The organism is Cellulomonas sp. P1_G12_2 (assembly GCF_056405535.1).
In genome coordinates, this window is record NZ_JBFUBX010000001.1 from 916,378 (window position 1) to 929,571 (window position 13,194).

Genomic DNA, 13,194 nt, shown 5'->3' on the forward strand with positions numbered 1-13,194 from the left:
TCGCGTCGTCCGAGTGCCAATCGTAACCGCTGCGCCGCTCGGGACATTCCGACCGTCCGCGCCGGGCGCCACGCCAGCCGGACCGGTGGCGGCGAAGTACCCTCCGAAGCGTGTCTCGTCGTCGCCTCCTCCGTGTCTCCCTGGTCACCGTCGCCGCGGTGGTCGTCGTCGCGCTCGTCGCCGTCATGGTGACCGCCGTGATCGTGGTGCGGCGCCCGCTCCCGGAGGTCTCCGGCGAGAAGGAGCTCACGGGCCTCGACGCGGACGTCACGGTGACCCGCGACGACCGCGGCGTCCCGACGATCACGGCGACGACCTCGCGGGACCTCTTCCGCGCCCAGGGCTACGTCGCCGCGCAGGACCGCTTCTTCGAGATGGACTACCGCCGGCACGTGACCTCCGGCCGGCTGTCGGAGCTGGTGGGGGAGAACGAGGACGCGCTCGCGGCCGACAAGGTGATCCGGACCTTCGGCTGGCGCCGCGTGGCCCAGCAGGAGTGGGACCTCCTCCAGCCCGCCACGCGTGACGCCCTGCAGGCCTACGCCGACGGGGTCAACGACTACCTCGCCGACCGCGACCCCGGCGCTGTTGCCGTCGAGTACAGCGTCCTCGGCCTGCAGGTGGACGTCCCGGCGCCGGAGGAGTGGGACCCGATCGACTCGCTCGCGTGGCTCAAGGCGATGGCCTGGGACCTGCGGGGCAACTACGACGCCGAGCTGGAGCGCGCGGCCTCGTACTCGACCATCGGTGACGTGGCCCGCGTCGACGAGCTCTTCCCCACCTACCCGCAGGACCTCAACCTGCCGATCCTCACCGCAGCGGACCTGCCCGTCACCGCGGTGGAGCAGGCGGCGTCCAGGACCACCACGCTCGACCTCGACAGCGCGGACCTCCAGGACGCGATGGCGTCGGCGTCCGCGGCGCTCGCGGCGGTGCCGCACCTCATGGGCGACGGCGAGGGCGTGGGCTCGAACTCGTGGGTGGTCTCGGGCGCCCTCACCGAGTCGGGCAAGCCCCTGCTGGCCAACGACCCGCACCTCGGCATCTCGGCGCCGGGCATCTGGGAGCAGATCGGCCTGCGGTGCGACGACGTCTCCGCCGCGTGCCCGTACGACGTCTCCGGGTTCGCGTTCGCCGGCATGCCGGGCGTGGTCATCGGGCACAACGCCTCGCTCGCGTGGGGTCTGACCAACCTGGGCGCCGACGTCACCGACTTCGTCCTCGAGCGGGTCGACGAGGACACGACCCGGCTCGACGGCGCGTCGGCACCGATCGCGGAGCGCACCGAGGTCATCAAGGTCAACGGCGGCGAGGACGTGCGGCTGACCGTGCGGGAGTCCGTGCACGGCCCGCTGGTGTCCGACGTGCTGGACCTCGTGGGCGTCGGCACCGCCCCCGTGCCCGAGGGTGCTCCCGGCCGGACCTTCGAGGTCGCGCTCGCGTGGACCGCCCTGCAGCCGGGCCGGACCATGGACGCCGTGCTGGCGATCAACGTCGCGCGGTCCGCCGCCGACATCCAGGCGGCCGCCGCGCTGTTCGACGTGCCCTCGCAGAACATCGTCTTCGCGACGACGGACGGCCACATCGGCTACCAGGCACCCGGGCGGATCCCCGTCCGCGCGAACGTCTCCGACGGCCCGGTCCCGTCCGACGGCACGTGGCCGCGGCCGGGCTGGGACAGCCGGTACGACTGGCAGGGCTTCGTCGACGCGGCCGCCATGCCGCGCGCGCTCGACCCGGTCGAGGGGTTCATCGTGACGGCCAACCAGGCGGTCACCCCCGCCGGTGTGGGCCCGTTCCTCACGGACGACTGGGACTACGGCTACCGCGCGCAGCGGATCCGCACCCTGCTCACGGCGGCGACCACCGACGACAAGGTCGACGTGGCGGACATGGGCAGGATCCAGAGTGACGAGCACAGCCCGTTCGCGGACGTGCTGGTCCCGGTCCTGCTCACCCTCGACATCGACGACTCGTTCTACGACGACGGCCAGGAGCTGCTCCGCACGTGGGACCGGGTGCAGTCGTCCGACTCGGCCGCGGCGGCCTACTTCGCGGCCGTGTGGGTCGACGTGCTCTCGTCCGCGTTCGCAGACGACCTGCCGGACGGCTACGGCCCGAACGGGGGGTCGCGCTGGCTGGAGGTGGTCCGGCGCCTGCTCGAGGAGCCGGCGTCACCGTGGTGGGACGACAAGACGACGGCAGGTGTCGTCGAGGGCCGCGACGAGGTGCTGACCCGCGCGATGGTCGAGGCGCGTCGTCAGCTCACCGCGCAGCTGGGCCGCGACGCGTCCGACTGGCGGTGGGGCCTGGTGCACACCGCAGCGCCGGAGCACCCGGTGCTGGGTGGTGCGTCACTGCCCGGCGCGATCCGCAACCTGGTCAACCCCGACCCGGTCGCGGTGGGCGGCGGGTCCTCGATCGTGAACGCCACCGCCTGGGACGCCAGCTCCGAGTCGTTCGGGGTGACCGCCGCGCCGTCCATGCGCATGGTCGTCGACCTCGGAGACCTCGACGCCTCGACGTGGGTGACCTTCACCGGCACCTCGGGGCACCCGGCGAGCGTGCACTACGCCGACCAGCTGGGCCCGTGGTCCCGCGGGGAGACGTTCCCGTGGCCGTTCACCCAGGTCGCCACCGAGGCGGACGCCCGGGACAGGCTGACGCTCACTCCGTGATGCGGTGCCACTCCTCGGGCGTCGCCACGGCGTCGACCAGCCGGTCGTGCCGCTCGCGGGGCAGCGGGCGCGTGTCGGCGTCGTAGAGCTCCTCGGGGAAGACGAGGGCGATGACGGGGGCACCGGGCCGGATGTGCTCCAGCGCCCGGTCGTACCAGCCGCCACCCTGACCGAGCCGCGCGCCGGTGGTGTCGACGGCCAGCGCCGGGGCGATGACGACGTCGGCCTCCGCCAGCGCCGCCGCACCGAGGGTGGGGCCGCCCGGCTCCGGGGGACGGCCGGGGGCGCGCTCGCGCAGGTCGTCGGCACCGGAGTACTCGGCCCAGTCGCGCTGCAGGCCGCTGCCCAGCACGGGCATGAGCAGGCGGACGCCGCGGGCCGCCAGGGCCTCGAGGAGGGGACCGGTGCCGGGCTCGGTGGCCCGCGCGGCGTAGACGGAGACGCAGGAGGCGTCGGCGACGGCGGGGATGGTGAGGACCACGTCGGCGAGCTGCTGGGCGGCTGCCTCGCGGAGGCGCACGGAGCGGATCTTGCGGGCATTGCGGATGGCTACGCGGAGCCGCTCCTTGACGTCCTCGACCTCGTCTCCCTCGGACACGCGCGGATACGGCTGGGCGACGCTGCTCATGGGACCAGTGTCGCAAACCCGGAGGCCGCCCACGACCGACCGGGGTATGACTTGTCTCCTCGTCCAGGTGGTGACGGACGCCACTGCGCACCGCCCGCACCCGCGGCTATCGTCCGGACATGACCATCCACAAGGCAGTCATCCCCGCCGCGGGCCTCGGGACCAGGTTCCTGCCCGCCACGAAGTCGACTCCCAAGGAGATGCTCCCGGTCGTCGACAAGCCGGCCATCCAGTACGTCGTCGAGGAGGCCGTACGGGCCGGGCTCGACGACGTCCTGCTCATCACGGGCCGCTCCAAGCGCACCCTCGCCGACCACTTCGACGCCGTGCCCGAGCTCGAGGCGGCGCTGGAGGCGAAGGGTGACCTCGAACGGCTCGCCAAGGTCCGCGAGTCCACCGACCTCGGCCACGTGCACTTCGTCCGCCAGGGCCAGCCGAAGGGCCTCGGCCACGCCGTGCTCCAGGCCAAGCACCACGTCGGGCACGAGCCGTTCGCCGTCCTGCTCGGTGACGACCTGATCGACGAGCGCGACGAGCTGCTGAGCACCATGCTCGCGCTGCAGGAGCGCACGGGCGGGTCGGTCATCGCCCTCCTCGAGGTGCCCCCGGCGCAGATCTCGATGTACGGGTGCGCCGCCGTCGAGGCGTTCGACGGCGCGGCGGACGTGGACCAGGTGAAGATCACCGGGCTCGTCGAGAAGCCCCCCGCGGACGAGGCGCCCAGCAACCTCGCCATCATCGGGCGCTACGTCCTGCACCCCGYGGTGTTCGAGGTGCTCGAGAGCACCGCCCCCGGCCGCGGCGGCGAGATCCAGCTGACCGACGCGCTGGCCACGCTGGCGGGCCTGCCGGCGAGCGAGGGCGGCGGCGTCTACGGCGTCGTGTTCCGCGGACGGCGCTACGACACCGGCGACCGGCTCGACTACCTCAAGGCCGTCGTCCAGATCGCGGTCGACCGCCCCGATCTGGGCCCCGACTTCCGCACGTGGTTGGGCGAGTTCGCGCAGACCCTCACCGACTGACCCCCCGGGCGGGGCAGAATGCGCGCATGAGATCGGTCCAGGATCACCTCGCGGCCGTGCTGGCCGCCGTCGGACCGGTCGCACCGCTCGACGTCGTGCTGCGCGACGCTGTCGGCTGCATCCTCGCGGCCGACGTCACGGCGACGCACGACCTGCCCGCCCTCGCGGTGGCGGCGCGCGACGGGTACGCCGTGGCCGCGCACGAGACGGCCGGCGCGGGGTACGCCAGCGCGCAGGCGCTCCCCGTCGCGCACGACGTCCGCCCGGGTTCCGGCGGCCCGCTGCGGCTGGTGCCCGGCACCGCGGTCCGCATCGCGTCCGGCGCGCCGCTGCCGCTGGGTGCCGACGCCGTCGTGCCCCTGGAGGAGACCGACCGCGGGACCGCTCGGGTCGCCATGCAGCGTCCGGCCATCGCCGGCCAGCACGTGCGCGCGGCGGCCTCCGACGTGCGTGCGGGCGACGTGGTGCTCGAGGCGGGCACCCGGCTCGGCGCCCGGCAGCTGGCTCTGGCCGCCGCGATGGGCCGGGGACGGCTGCGCGTCCACCCGACGCCCCGCGTGGTGCTGCTGTCGGTCGGCGACGAGCTGATCGAGCCGGGCACCCACGCGGACCGCACGGGGGCCGAGGTCTTCGAGGCGGACGGGCACGCGCTCGAGGCGGCGGTCCGCGACGCCGGGGCGGCCGCCGTGCGGGTCGGCATCCTCGGCGACGACCGCGCGATCCTGCGCGAGGCCATCGAGGACCAGCTGGTGCGCGCCGACCTCATCGTCATCACGGGCGGGCTGTCCGAGCTGACGCACGACACGGTCAAGGACGTGCTGGCCCCGATGGGCAGCGTCCGGCTGGACCAGATCGCGATGACGCCCGGCCAGCGGCACGGGTTCGGCACCGTGGCCGACGACCTGGCCAGCGACAAGTCCGTGCCGATCTTCGCGCTGCAGGGCCACCCGGTCGCCGCGCAGGTGTCGTTCGAGGTGTTCGTCCGGCCGGCGCTGCGGGCCATGGCCGGGCACGCCGAGCTGTTCCGCCCCTCGGTCGCCGCCGAGGTCGCCGAGGGCTGGGTCTCGCCGCCGGGGCTGCGCCAGTTCGTGCCGGCCACGGTGCTGGGCTCGCCCGACGAGGGCTACCGCGTGACGCCGCTCGGAGACCCCTCGGCCCCCACGGTGAGCGCCCTCGCGCACGCCAACGCGCTCGCTGTCGTCGGCGAGCAGGACCTGACCGTGCACCCCGGACAGGTGGTCCACTGCCTGGTCCTGGAGGGCTGATGGCGGCCGGGTGGCCCGCGGTCCTGGTCGAGGGGAACGTCCGGCTGCGCCCCCTGCGCCGGCGCGACCAGGACACGTGGATGGCGCTGCGGGCGCAGAACGCCGCGTGGCTGGAGCCCTGGGACGCCACGAGCCCGGTGCCGGTCACCGGCCCCCGGCCGTCGTTCGGCACCTTCGTGCGGTCGCTGTCCTCGCAGGCGCGCGCCGGCGTGACCCTGCCGTTCGCCATCGACCTCGACGGTCGGCTCGTCGGGCAGCTGACCGTGTCGTCGATCACCTACGGGTCGCTGAGGTCCGCGGCGGTCGGCTACTGGGTGTCCGAGCACGTCGCCGGGCTGGGCGTCACGCCCACGGCCGTCGCGCTGGCCACCGACCACTGCTTCAACGCGCTCGGCCTGCACCGGGTGGAGATCAACATTCGCCCGGAGAACGGGCCGTCGCTGCGGGTCGTCGAGAAGCTGGGGTTCCGGGACGAGGGGCTGCGCGAGCGGTACCTGCACATCCAGGACCGCTGGTGCGACCACCGCTCGTTCGCGCTCACGGTCGAGGACGTGCCGGGTGGGCTGCTGGAGCGGTGGCGAGCCCGGAACGGGTGACGCAGAGGCCGACACGCCGCGCTGGTCCCGGGTGGGCGCGGTCGGGACGCCTACCGTCGTGACGTGAACGATCTCGCAGGACCGGTCGCGCTCGCGCTGGTCGGCCTGTGGGTGGCATATCTGGTACCGCACAAGCTGCGGCACCGGCAGCAGCTGCTCGAGTCCCGGGCGGACGACCGGTTCTCCGAGGCGCTGCGCGTGGTCGCGGTGAGCGACCGGCGCATCCGCCAGGAGGCCTCGTCCGCGGAGTGCGGGCCGACGGCGAGCAGTACCGCGGGGCTGCTGACCCCGGGCAAGGGGCTCCCGGTGGCCACCGGGAGCGCGACAGGAGGCACCACCGTGGACCGACCGCACGGCACCCAGGACCGGATGACCACCGACGCGGCGCGCCGCGCTGCGCAGGCACGTGCCGCGAGAGCGGCCTCGGTCGCCCGTCGTGGCGCCGCCGCGCGCCGTCGCGCGCTCCTGGCCGGGCTCCTGGTCGTCGCGACCGTGGTCGGCTGGACTCTCGTCGGGCTGAACCCGCTGGTCACCTGGGTCGCGGGAGCCGTGCCCACGGTCCTGCTCGGCTCCGTCCTCGTGCTCGGCCGCCGTGCGGTCCTGGCCGGGCGGGAGGCCGACGAGGCCTGGGCGCAGAAGATCGCCGACGAGCGCCGGGTGGCCTCCGGTCCTCGCACGGGTGCGATGCGCGCGGTGGCCACCGCGTCCCGCACCGCGCCCACCGCCAAGCCCACCGCCAAGCCCACCGCCAAGCCCGCGGCAGCCCCTGCGGAGGTCGCTCCGCTCGAGGCGCCCATGCCCTTCGTCACCGGCCGCGCCGTCCACCCGTCCGACGCCAGCACCGAGGTGTTCGCGCGCATCGTCGAGGACAAGGGCGAGTCCGAGGGCCCCGCGCGGCACGCGTCCACCGGCCAGGTTCCCGTGGTCCGCCGCTCGGTGAGCGACCGCACCGCAGAGTCCGGCTCCGCGGACGACGAGGCCTGGTCGCCCGTGCCCGTCCCGCGCCCCACCTACACGATGAAGGCGTCCGCGCCGCGTCGTGAGCCGGTCCCGCTGGAGAACCTCGAGGGGTCGACCGCCGCCCGCACCGCCGACGTCGAGAACCCCGCCGACGCCGAGCGCACGCCGCTCGAGCCCCCCGTCGAGACGACCGGCAGCATCGACCTCAACGCGGTCCTGGCCAAGCGTCGCGTCGCCGGGGAGTGACCCGCCGGATTTCGCGATCCACCGGGCGCTGGTGTTAGTCTTTAGCCCGCTCGCGGGGCTGTGGCGCAGTTGGTAGCGCGTCTCGTTCGCAATGAGAAGGTCAGGGGTTCGAATCCCCTCAGCTCCACCCGCAGCACGAAGGCGGCCCCCCATCGGGAGGCCGCCTTCGTCGTGTACGGGGGTGTGCGCGCAGGCTCAGAGCAGGCTGCGGCGGCGGCTGCGGTTGCCCGAGACGGCGGCCACACCGATCGCGGCGAGCACCACCTGGAACAGCAGCTCGATCCAGTCGACGCCGGCGGTGTCCTGGACGCCGACCAGCGACGCCAGGTAGGTGCCGATCAGGGCGGCGACGATCCCGATCACGATGGTCAGCAGGAGCGAGATGCGCTGACGGCCGCGCACGAGGAGACGGCCCAGGATGCCGATCACGGCGCCGATGATGATGGCGGAGATGATGCCTTCGGGTGTCATGTGGAACTCCTTGACTTCGAGGGGTTCTATCGGGTACGACCGATGAATCTAGGGGGGATCCGTCGGATCCGCGCGCTGAGCGCGGTGGCACACTGTCGCCGTGCCTTCTGTCGTGCCCGCCCGAATCGCTGCACAGAGCCGCTGGAACCGGGTCCGGTCCTGGATCGACCCGCTGGTCGTGATGATCCTGGCGGCCCTGCTGCTGGGGCTCCTGCTGCCGGCCCAGGGTGCCGTCGCGGACGTCCTGGACGGGGTCCGGACGGCGGCGATCATCGTCCTGTTCTTCCTGTACGGCGCGCGCATGGCCACCGGCGACGTCTGGGCCGGGCTGCGCAACTGGCGGCTGCAGGGGTCGATGCTCGCGTCCACGTACGTGGCGTTCCCCGTCCTGGGCCTGCTGGTCCAGCTGCTGCCCGACGCGGTCGTCTCGCCCGAGCTCAAGACCGGGCTGCTGTACCTGTCGCTGCTGCCGTCGACCGTGCAGTCGTCGGTCGTGTTCACGTCGATCGCGCGCGGCAACGTGGCGGGCGCGATCACCGGCGCCACGATCTCGAACGTCGTCGGCATCGTGCTCACGCCGCTGCTCGTCGCGCTCCTCATGGTCCGCACCGCCGCGGTGTCGGGGAGCAACGTCGGCGGGATCCTGCTGCAGCTGCTGCTGCCGTTCGCGCTCGGGCAGCTGGTGCAGCGCTGGATCGGCCCGTGGCTGCGTGCCCGGCCGCAGCTCACCCGGGTCACCGACCGCAGCACCCTCGTGCTCGTCGCGTACACGTCGGTGAGCGAGGCGACCGTGTCGGGTGCGTGGTCGCACGTCACCTGGGTGGCCCTCGTGGTCCTGCTCGTGGTGTGCGCGGTGATGCTCGCGGCGATGCTCCTGCTCACGTGGAACAGCGGACGGTGGCTCTCGCTCGAGCGCGGCGACCGCATCGCGCTGCTCATGTGCGGGTCGAAGAAGAGCCTGGCCACGGGCCTGCCGATGGCCGCCGTCCTGTTCGACCCCGTGCTCGCGGCCAGCGTCGCGCTGCCCGTCATCGCGTTCCACCAGCTGCAGCTGGCAACGTGCGCGGTGCTCGCGCGCCGCCTCGCCGCGCAGGTCGAGTAGCGTCTCCCCGGAACGATTCGATCAGGGTCGTCCACCGCCCGTCCCCGCCGAGGAGCCCCGTGCCCGACGTGATCGCCGTCATCCCGCAGCCCGCTGTGCTGGAGCGGACCGGGGACGCCCCGTTCGTCCTGACCGAGGCGACCACCGTGGTCGCCGACGGCCGCCCTGACCTGATCGGCATCGCGGTGCTGGTCGCCGACCTGCTCGGCCGCGTGGGCGGACGGGCCGTCGAGGTGCGGTACGCCGAGAGCGGCGCGTCCGACATCGTGCGCCTGCGGCTCGTGGAGTCGTTGCCGCCGGGCGACGAGGCGTACCGCCTGATCTCGCGGAACGGCCGCATCGACCTCGAGGCCCGCACCACCGCCGGCCTCGTCCGCGCCATCGTCACGCTGCGCCAGCTGATCGTGTCCGCGCCCGGGGGCGTCCTGCGGGTGCCCGCGGTGCGCATCGAGGACTCGCCGCGCTATGACTGGCGCGGCCTGTCGATCGACGTCGCGCGGCACTTCGTCACCGTCTCGGACCTCAAGGTCGTCATCGGCGTGATGGCGCACTACAAGCTGAACGTCCTGCACCTGCACCTCACCGACGACCAGGGGTGGCGGCTCCAGGTGCCGTCGCGTCCGCTGCTCACCCGGCTGTCCAGCAGCACGTCGGTCGACGGCGACCCGGGCGGCTTCTACTCGGCGGAGGACTTCGCCGACATCGTCGGCTTCGGCGCGGCCAGAGGGGTGCGGGTGGTGCCGGAGATCGACGTCCCCGGTCACGTCAACGCCGCCACCCACGCGTACGGGGAGCTCACCCCGTCCGGCGAGCCGACCGACACGTACACCGGCATCGAGGTCGGGTTCAGCCGGCTCCACGCGGACCTGCCCGCCACGGGCGCCTTCCTCACCGACGTGTTCGGTGACGTCGCCGCGATGACGCCGGGCGACTACGTGCACATCGGCGGCGACGAGGTGCTCACCATGGAGGCCGACGAGTACGCCACGCTCGTCGCAGCCGCGTCCGCCGCGGTCCGGGCCGCCGGCAAGAAGGTGGTCGGCTGGCAGGAGATCGCGCACACCCCGCTGGAGCCCGGCACGGTCGTGCAGTACTGGGACACGCGGGTGGACGCGGCGCCGTTCGTCGCGGCGGCCCAGGCGGGCGCGCTGCTGCTCATGTCTCCCGGGTCGAAGGCCTACCTCGACATGAAGTACGACGCGAGCACCGAGCTGGGCCTGGAGTGGGCGGGTCACATCGAGCTGCGCGACGCCTACGACTGGGAGCCGTCGACGCTCGTCGAGGGGGTGCCGGCGGACGCGGTGATCGGCGTCGAGGCGGCGATCTGGACCGAGACGCTGCGCGACCTGCCCGCCCTCACGCAGATGCTCCTGCCCCGGTTGGCGGCGATCGCGGAGGTGGCCTGGTCGGCGCCCGAGCGGCGCGACTGGGAGGACTTCCGCACGCGGGTCGCGCAGCAGGCGCCGTTCTGGGACCGCCTCGGGCTGTCCTGGTACGCAAGCCCGCAGGTGGACTGGCCGCAGCGCTGAGCGGCTAGACCCAGGTCTGCAGCCACATGTGCGAGTGCCAGAAGTCGTAGGGCACGATCCACGCCGTCCAGACCGGGTAGAAGAACGCGCTGACCCCGAGGATCAGGGCCACGAGCACTCCGCACCCCACGATCGCCCAGCGCCGGCCGCGCTCGTCGACGTACTTCGGCCCGACCACCAGGCCGATGACGTAGACCAGGGTGAGCACCACCCAGGGCGTGAACGCGATCGAGTAGAACGTGAAGATCGTGCGGTGCGCGTAGGCGAACCAGGGCAGCCAGCCGGCGACGATGCCGGACAGCACGGCGCCCGCCCTCCAGTCCCGGTACCGGAACAGCCAGACCGCCGCCACCAGGACTGCCGCTGCGGCGCACCACCAGAGCACCGGGTTGCCGAGCGCGACGATCGCCTGCGAGCAGCTGTCCGCACCGCACGCGTCCTGGGCCGCCTGTCCGGTCAGCCCGGAGACCTCCGTCGGGTACCAGAACGACGTCGGCCGCCACTGCACGATCCAGCCCAGCGGGTGCGCCGCGTAGGAGTGCGGCGTCTCCAGGCCGTTGTGGAACGCCCACATGTCCTGGTGGTACTTCCAGAACGAGCGCAGCGCGGGCGGCAGCCACTGGACGCCCAGGTCCGGGTTCTGCTCGGCCCACAGCCGGCCGTAGGCCCCCCGGTGCGCGAACCACGACCACCACGAGCCGACGTACACGACGACCGCGATGCCGACCATCGAGATCCCGGCGACGACCCCGTCCTTGAGGATCCCGGCGCGCCACCAGTGCCGCACCCCGATGCCGCGGCGGGCGGTGAGGTCCCACGCCACGCTGAGCAGCCCGAACACCGCGAGGAAGTACATCGCGGACCACTTGGTGCCCAGCGCGAGCCCGAGCAGCACGGCCGCGGCGAGGCGCCACCAGCGGATGCCGAGCCGCGGGCCGTCGCCGAGGTCGTCTCCGGCGTCGAGGATCCGGGCGGTCCGGTCCGCCAGGCGTCGTCGGGCCTGGTCGCGGTCCAGCAGCAGCGCGCCGAACGCGGCCAGCACGAAGAACATGAGGAACGGGTCGAGCAGGCTGATCCGCGACATCACGATCGCCTCGCCGTCGACCGCCATCAGCAGGCCGGCCAGGGTGCCCAGCGCGGTGGACGCGAACAGCCGCCGGCCGATGCGCGCCACCATGAGGACCGCCAGCACCCCGCAGACCGCCGCCGCCAGCCGCCACGCCGCCGAGCTGCCGACCCCGCCGCCGACGTGGATCCCGAGCGCGATCAGCCACTTGCCCACCTGCGGGTGCACCACGTAGGAGCCCGTCGTGGTCAGGCCGCTGGTGTCGCCGGCCTCGAACGCCGGGTTGGGCTCCTCGCCCCAGGTGGCCTCGAAGCCGTTGACCAGCAGCGAGAACGCGTCCTTGACGTAGTACGTCTCGTCGAACACGAGGTGGTGCGGGCGTCCGAGGTCCCAGAACCGCAGCACCGCCGCGAGCGCCGTCACCGCGAGCGGCCACAGCCAGCCCGTCAGGCGCGCGCCGGGGGTGGCGTCCAGGGCGAGCGAGTCGTCGCCGACCAGCCGCCGCAGCAACCGGCGGTGGTGCGACTCCACCGGCCCCTCGACCTCGCGCGGCTCCCCCGGGGGAACCAGCTCCTCAGGAGCGCCGAGCTCGTCGGGATCCTGGGTGGGGGCGGCGTCTCCCCGACGGGCGGTCAGGGTCGAGGCGTCGTCGTCGAGGGGCGGCACGCGGTCATCGTAGGGGCGACGACTGTGCTGTGGGAGGTGGCAGGCTGACCGCGTGAGCCCCGCAGAGCAGCAGACCCCCGGCCGCCTCGTGCTGGCTGCGACGCCGATCGGCAACACGGAGGACGCGTCCGCGCACCTGCGCCGGCTGCTCGCGGAGGCCGACGTGGTCGCCGCCGAGGACACCCGACGGCTCCGCGCGCTGGCGGCGCGACTGGGCGTCGAGATCGGCGGTCGCGTGCTCAGCTTCCACGAGCACAACGAGGTCGAGCGCTCCGCGGAGGTCCTCGCGGTCGTCGCCGGCGGGGGAACCGTGGTCGTCGTGACCGACGCCGGCATGCCCGCCGTCTCCGACCCGGGGTTCCGGGTGGTGGGCGCCGCCGTGGCCGCGGGCCTCCCGGTCACGGCCGCGCCGGGACCGAGCGCCGTGCTGACCGCCCTCGCGCTCTCGGGACTGCCCACCGACCGGTTCTGCTTCGAGGGCTTCCCCCCGCGCAAGCCCGGGGAGCGCGCGCGGGCGTTCGAGCTGCTCGCCGACGAGCGCCGCACGATGGTCTTCTTCGAGGCGCCGCACCGGCTCGACGACACGCTGGCCGCGATGGCCGACGCGTTCGGCGGCGACCGTCCCGCCGCGGTGTGCCGCGAGCTGACCAAGACGTACGAGGAGATCGTGCGGGGACCACTCGCGGACCTCGTCGCCTGGGCGTCCGCCGACCAGGTGCGCGGGGAGATCGTCGTGGTGGTCGGCGGGGCGCTGAAGGCGGTGGAGCTGTCGACCGCGGACCTCGTGGCCGAGGTGCTGTCCCGCGCGGACAGCGGCGAGCGACTGAAGGACGCGGTCGCCGAGGTGGCGACCGCGGCCGGCGTCCCGAAGCGTGACCTGTACGCGGCCGCGCTGGCGGCGAAGCCGTCCCGGTCGGCAGCGACGCCCGGCTGACCTGGGTCGAGGACCACCGCCGAACGGCTGG

At 73.6% G+C, this 13,194-nt stretch carries 11 protein-coding genes and 1 tRNA gene; 9 read left to right on the forward strand and 3 right to left on the reverse strand.

Annotated features, from left to right (window positions below; all coding sequences use genetic code 11):
* Nucleotides 1-110: 110 nt before the first annotated feature.
* Nucleotides 111-2,678: a penicillin acylase family protein gene (locus tag AC1DXT_RS04465; protein WP_477060150.1), complete on the forward strand. Its 2,568-nt coding sequence runs from the start codon at nt 111-113 to the stop codon at nt 2,676-2,678.
* On the opposite strand, the gene AC1DXT_RS04470 is transcribed toward AC1DXT_RS04465, so the two are convergent.
* Nucleotides 2,668-3,306, reverse strand: a complete 639-nt coding sequence (locus AC1DXT_RS04470; protein ID WP_477060151.1) for a 5-formyltetrahydrofolate cyclo-ligase — start codon at nt 3,304-3,306, stop codon at nt 2,668-2,670. The two genes, AC1DXT_RS04465 and AC1DXT_RS04470, sit on opposite strands and share 11 nt — an antisense overlap.
* A gap of 119 nt (nt 3,307-3,425) precedes the next feature.
* Between AC1DXT_RS04470 and galU the strand changes: the two genes are divergently transcribed.
* The 5 genes from galU (at nt 3,426) to AC1DXT_RS04495 (ending at nt 7,522) form a co-directional block, all read left to right on the forward strand.
* The gene (gene galU, locus AC1DXT_RS04475; RefSeq protein ID WP_477060152.1) at nt 3,426-4,328 is read left to right on the forward strand and encodes a UTP--glucose-1-phosphate uridylyltransferase GalU; all 903 of its coding nucleotides are present in this window, start codon (nt 3,426-3,428) and stop codon (nt 4,326-4,328) included.
* Between the two features lie 26 nt (nt 4,329-4,354).
* Nucleotides 4,355-5,593, forward strand: a complete 1,239-nt coding sequence (locus tag AC1DXT_RS04480) for a molybdopterin molybdotransferase MoeA (protein ID WP_477060153.1) — start codon at nt 4,355-4,357, stop codon at nt 5,591-5,593.
* Nucleotides 5,593-6,189: a GNAT family N-acetyltransferase gene (locus tag AC1DXT_RS04485; protein WP_477060154.1), complete on the forward strand. Its 597-nt coding sequence runs from the start codon at nt 5,593-5,595 to the stop codon at nt 6,187-6,189. Before AC1DXT_RS04480 ends, AC1DXT_RS04485 begins: the two co-directional genes overlap by 1 nt.
* Before the next feature lie 63 nt (nt 6,190-6,252).
* Nucleotides 6,253-7,395 (forward strand): hypothetical protein, encoded by a 1,143-nt coding sequence (locus AC1DXT_RS04490; protein WP_477060155.1) that lies wholly within the window; start codon nt 6,253-6,255, stop codon nt 7,393-7,395.
* Nucleotides 7,396-7,449: 54 nt separating this feature from the next.
* Nucleotides 7,450-7,522 (forward strand) — tRNA-Ala (locus AC1DXT_RS04495).
* Nucleotides 7,523-7,590: 68 nt separating this feature from the next.
* Here the strand turns inward: AC1DXT_RS04495 and AC1DXT_RS04500 are convergent.
* A complete protein-coding gene (locus AC1DXT_RS04500) occupies nt 7,591-7,866 on the reverse strand; it encodes a GlsB/YeaQ/YmgE family stress response membrane protein (RefSeq protein ID WP_477060156.1) in 276 nt (91 codons plus the stop codon).
* A gap of 100 nt (nt 7,867-7,966) precedes the next feature.
* Between AC1DXT_RS04500 and AC1DXT_RS04505 the strand changes: the two genes are divergently transcribed.
* Both AC1DXT_RS04505 and AC1DXT_RS04510 read left to right on the forward strand, forming a co-directional pair.
* Nucleotides 7,967-8,968 (forward strand): bile acid:sodium symporter family protein, encoded by a 1,002-nt coding sequence (locus AC1DXT_RS04505; RefSeq protein WP_477060157.1) that lies wholly within the window; start codon nt 7,967-7,969, stop codon nt 8,966-8,968.
* 59 nt (nt 8,969-9,027) lie between these two features.
* Entirely contained in the window at nt 9,028-10,497 is a 1,470-nt protein-coding gene (locus tag AC1DXT_RS04510) for a family 20 glycosylhydrolase (RefSeq protein ID WP_477060158.1), read from the forward strand.
* A 4-nt stretch (nt 10,498-10,501) separates the two neighbouring features.
* On the opposite strand, the gene AC1DXT_RS04515 is transcribed toward AC1DXT_RS04510, so the two are convergent.
* Entirely contained in the window at nt 10,502-12,229 is a 1,728-nt protein-coding gene (locus tag AC1DXT_RS04515; RefSeq protein ID WP_477060159.1) for a dolichyl-phosphate-mannose--protein mannosyltransferase, read from the reverse strand.
* 52 nt (nt 12,230-12,281) lie between these two features.
* On the opposite strand from AC1DXT_RS04515, the gene rsmI reads away from it, so the two are divergent.
* Nucleotides 12,282-13,163: a 16S rRNA (cytidine(1402)-2'-O)-methyltransferase gene (gene rsmI / locus AC1DXT_RS04520; protein ID WP_477060160.1), complete on the forward strand. Its 882-nt coding sequence runs from the start codon at nt 12,282-12,284 to the stop codon at nt 13,161-13,163.
* The last annotated feature ends 31 nt before the right edge of the window (nt 13,164-13,194 follow it).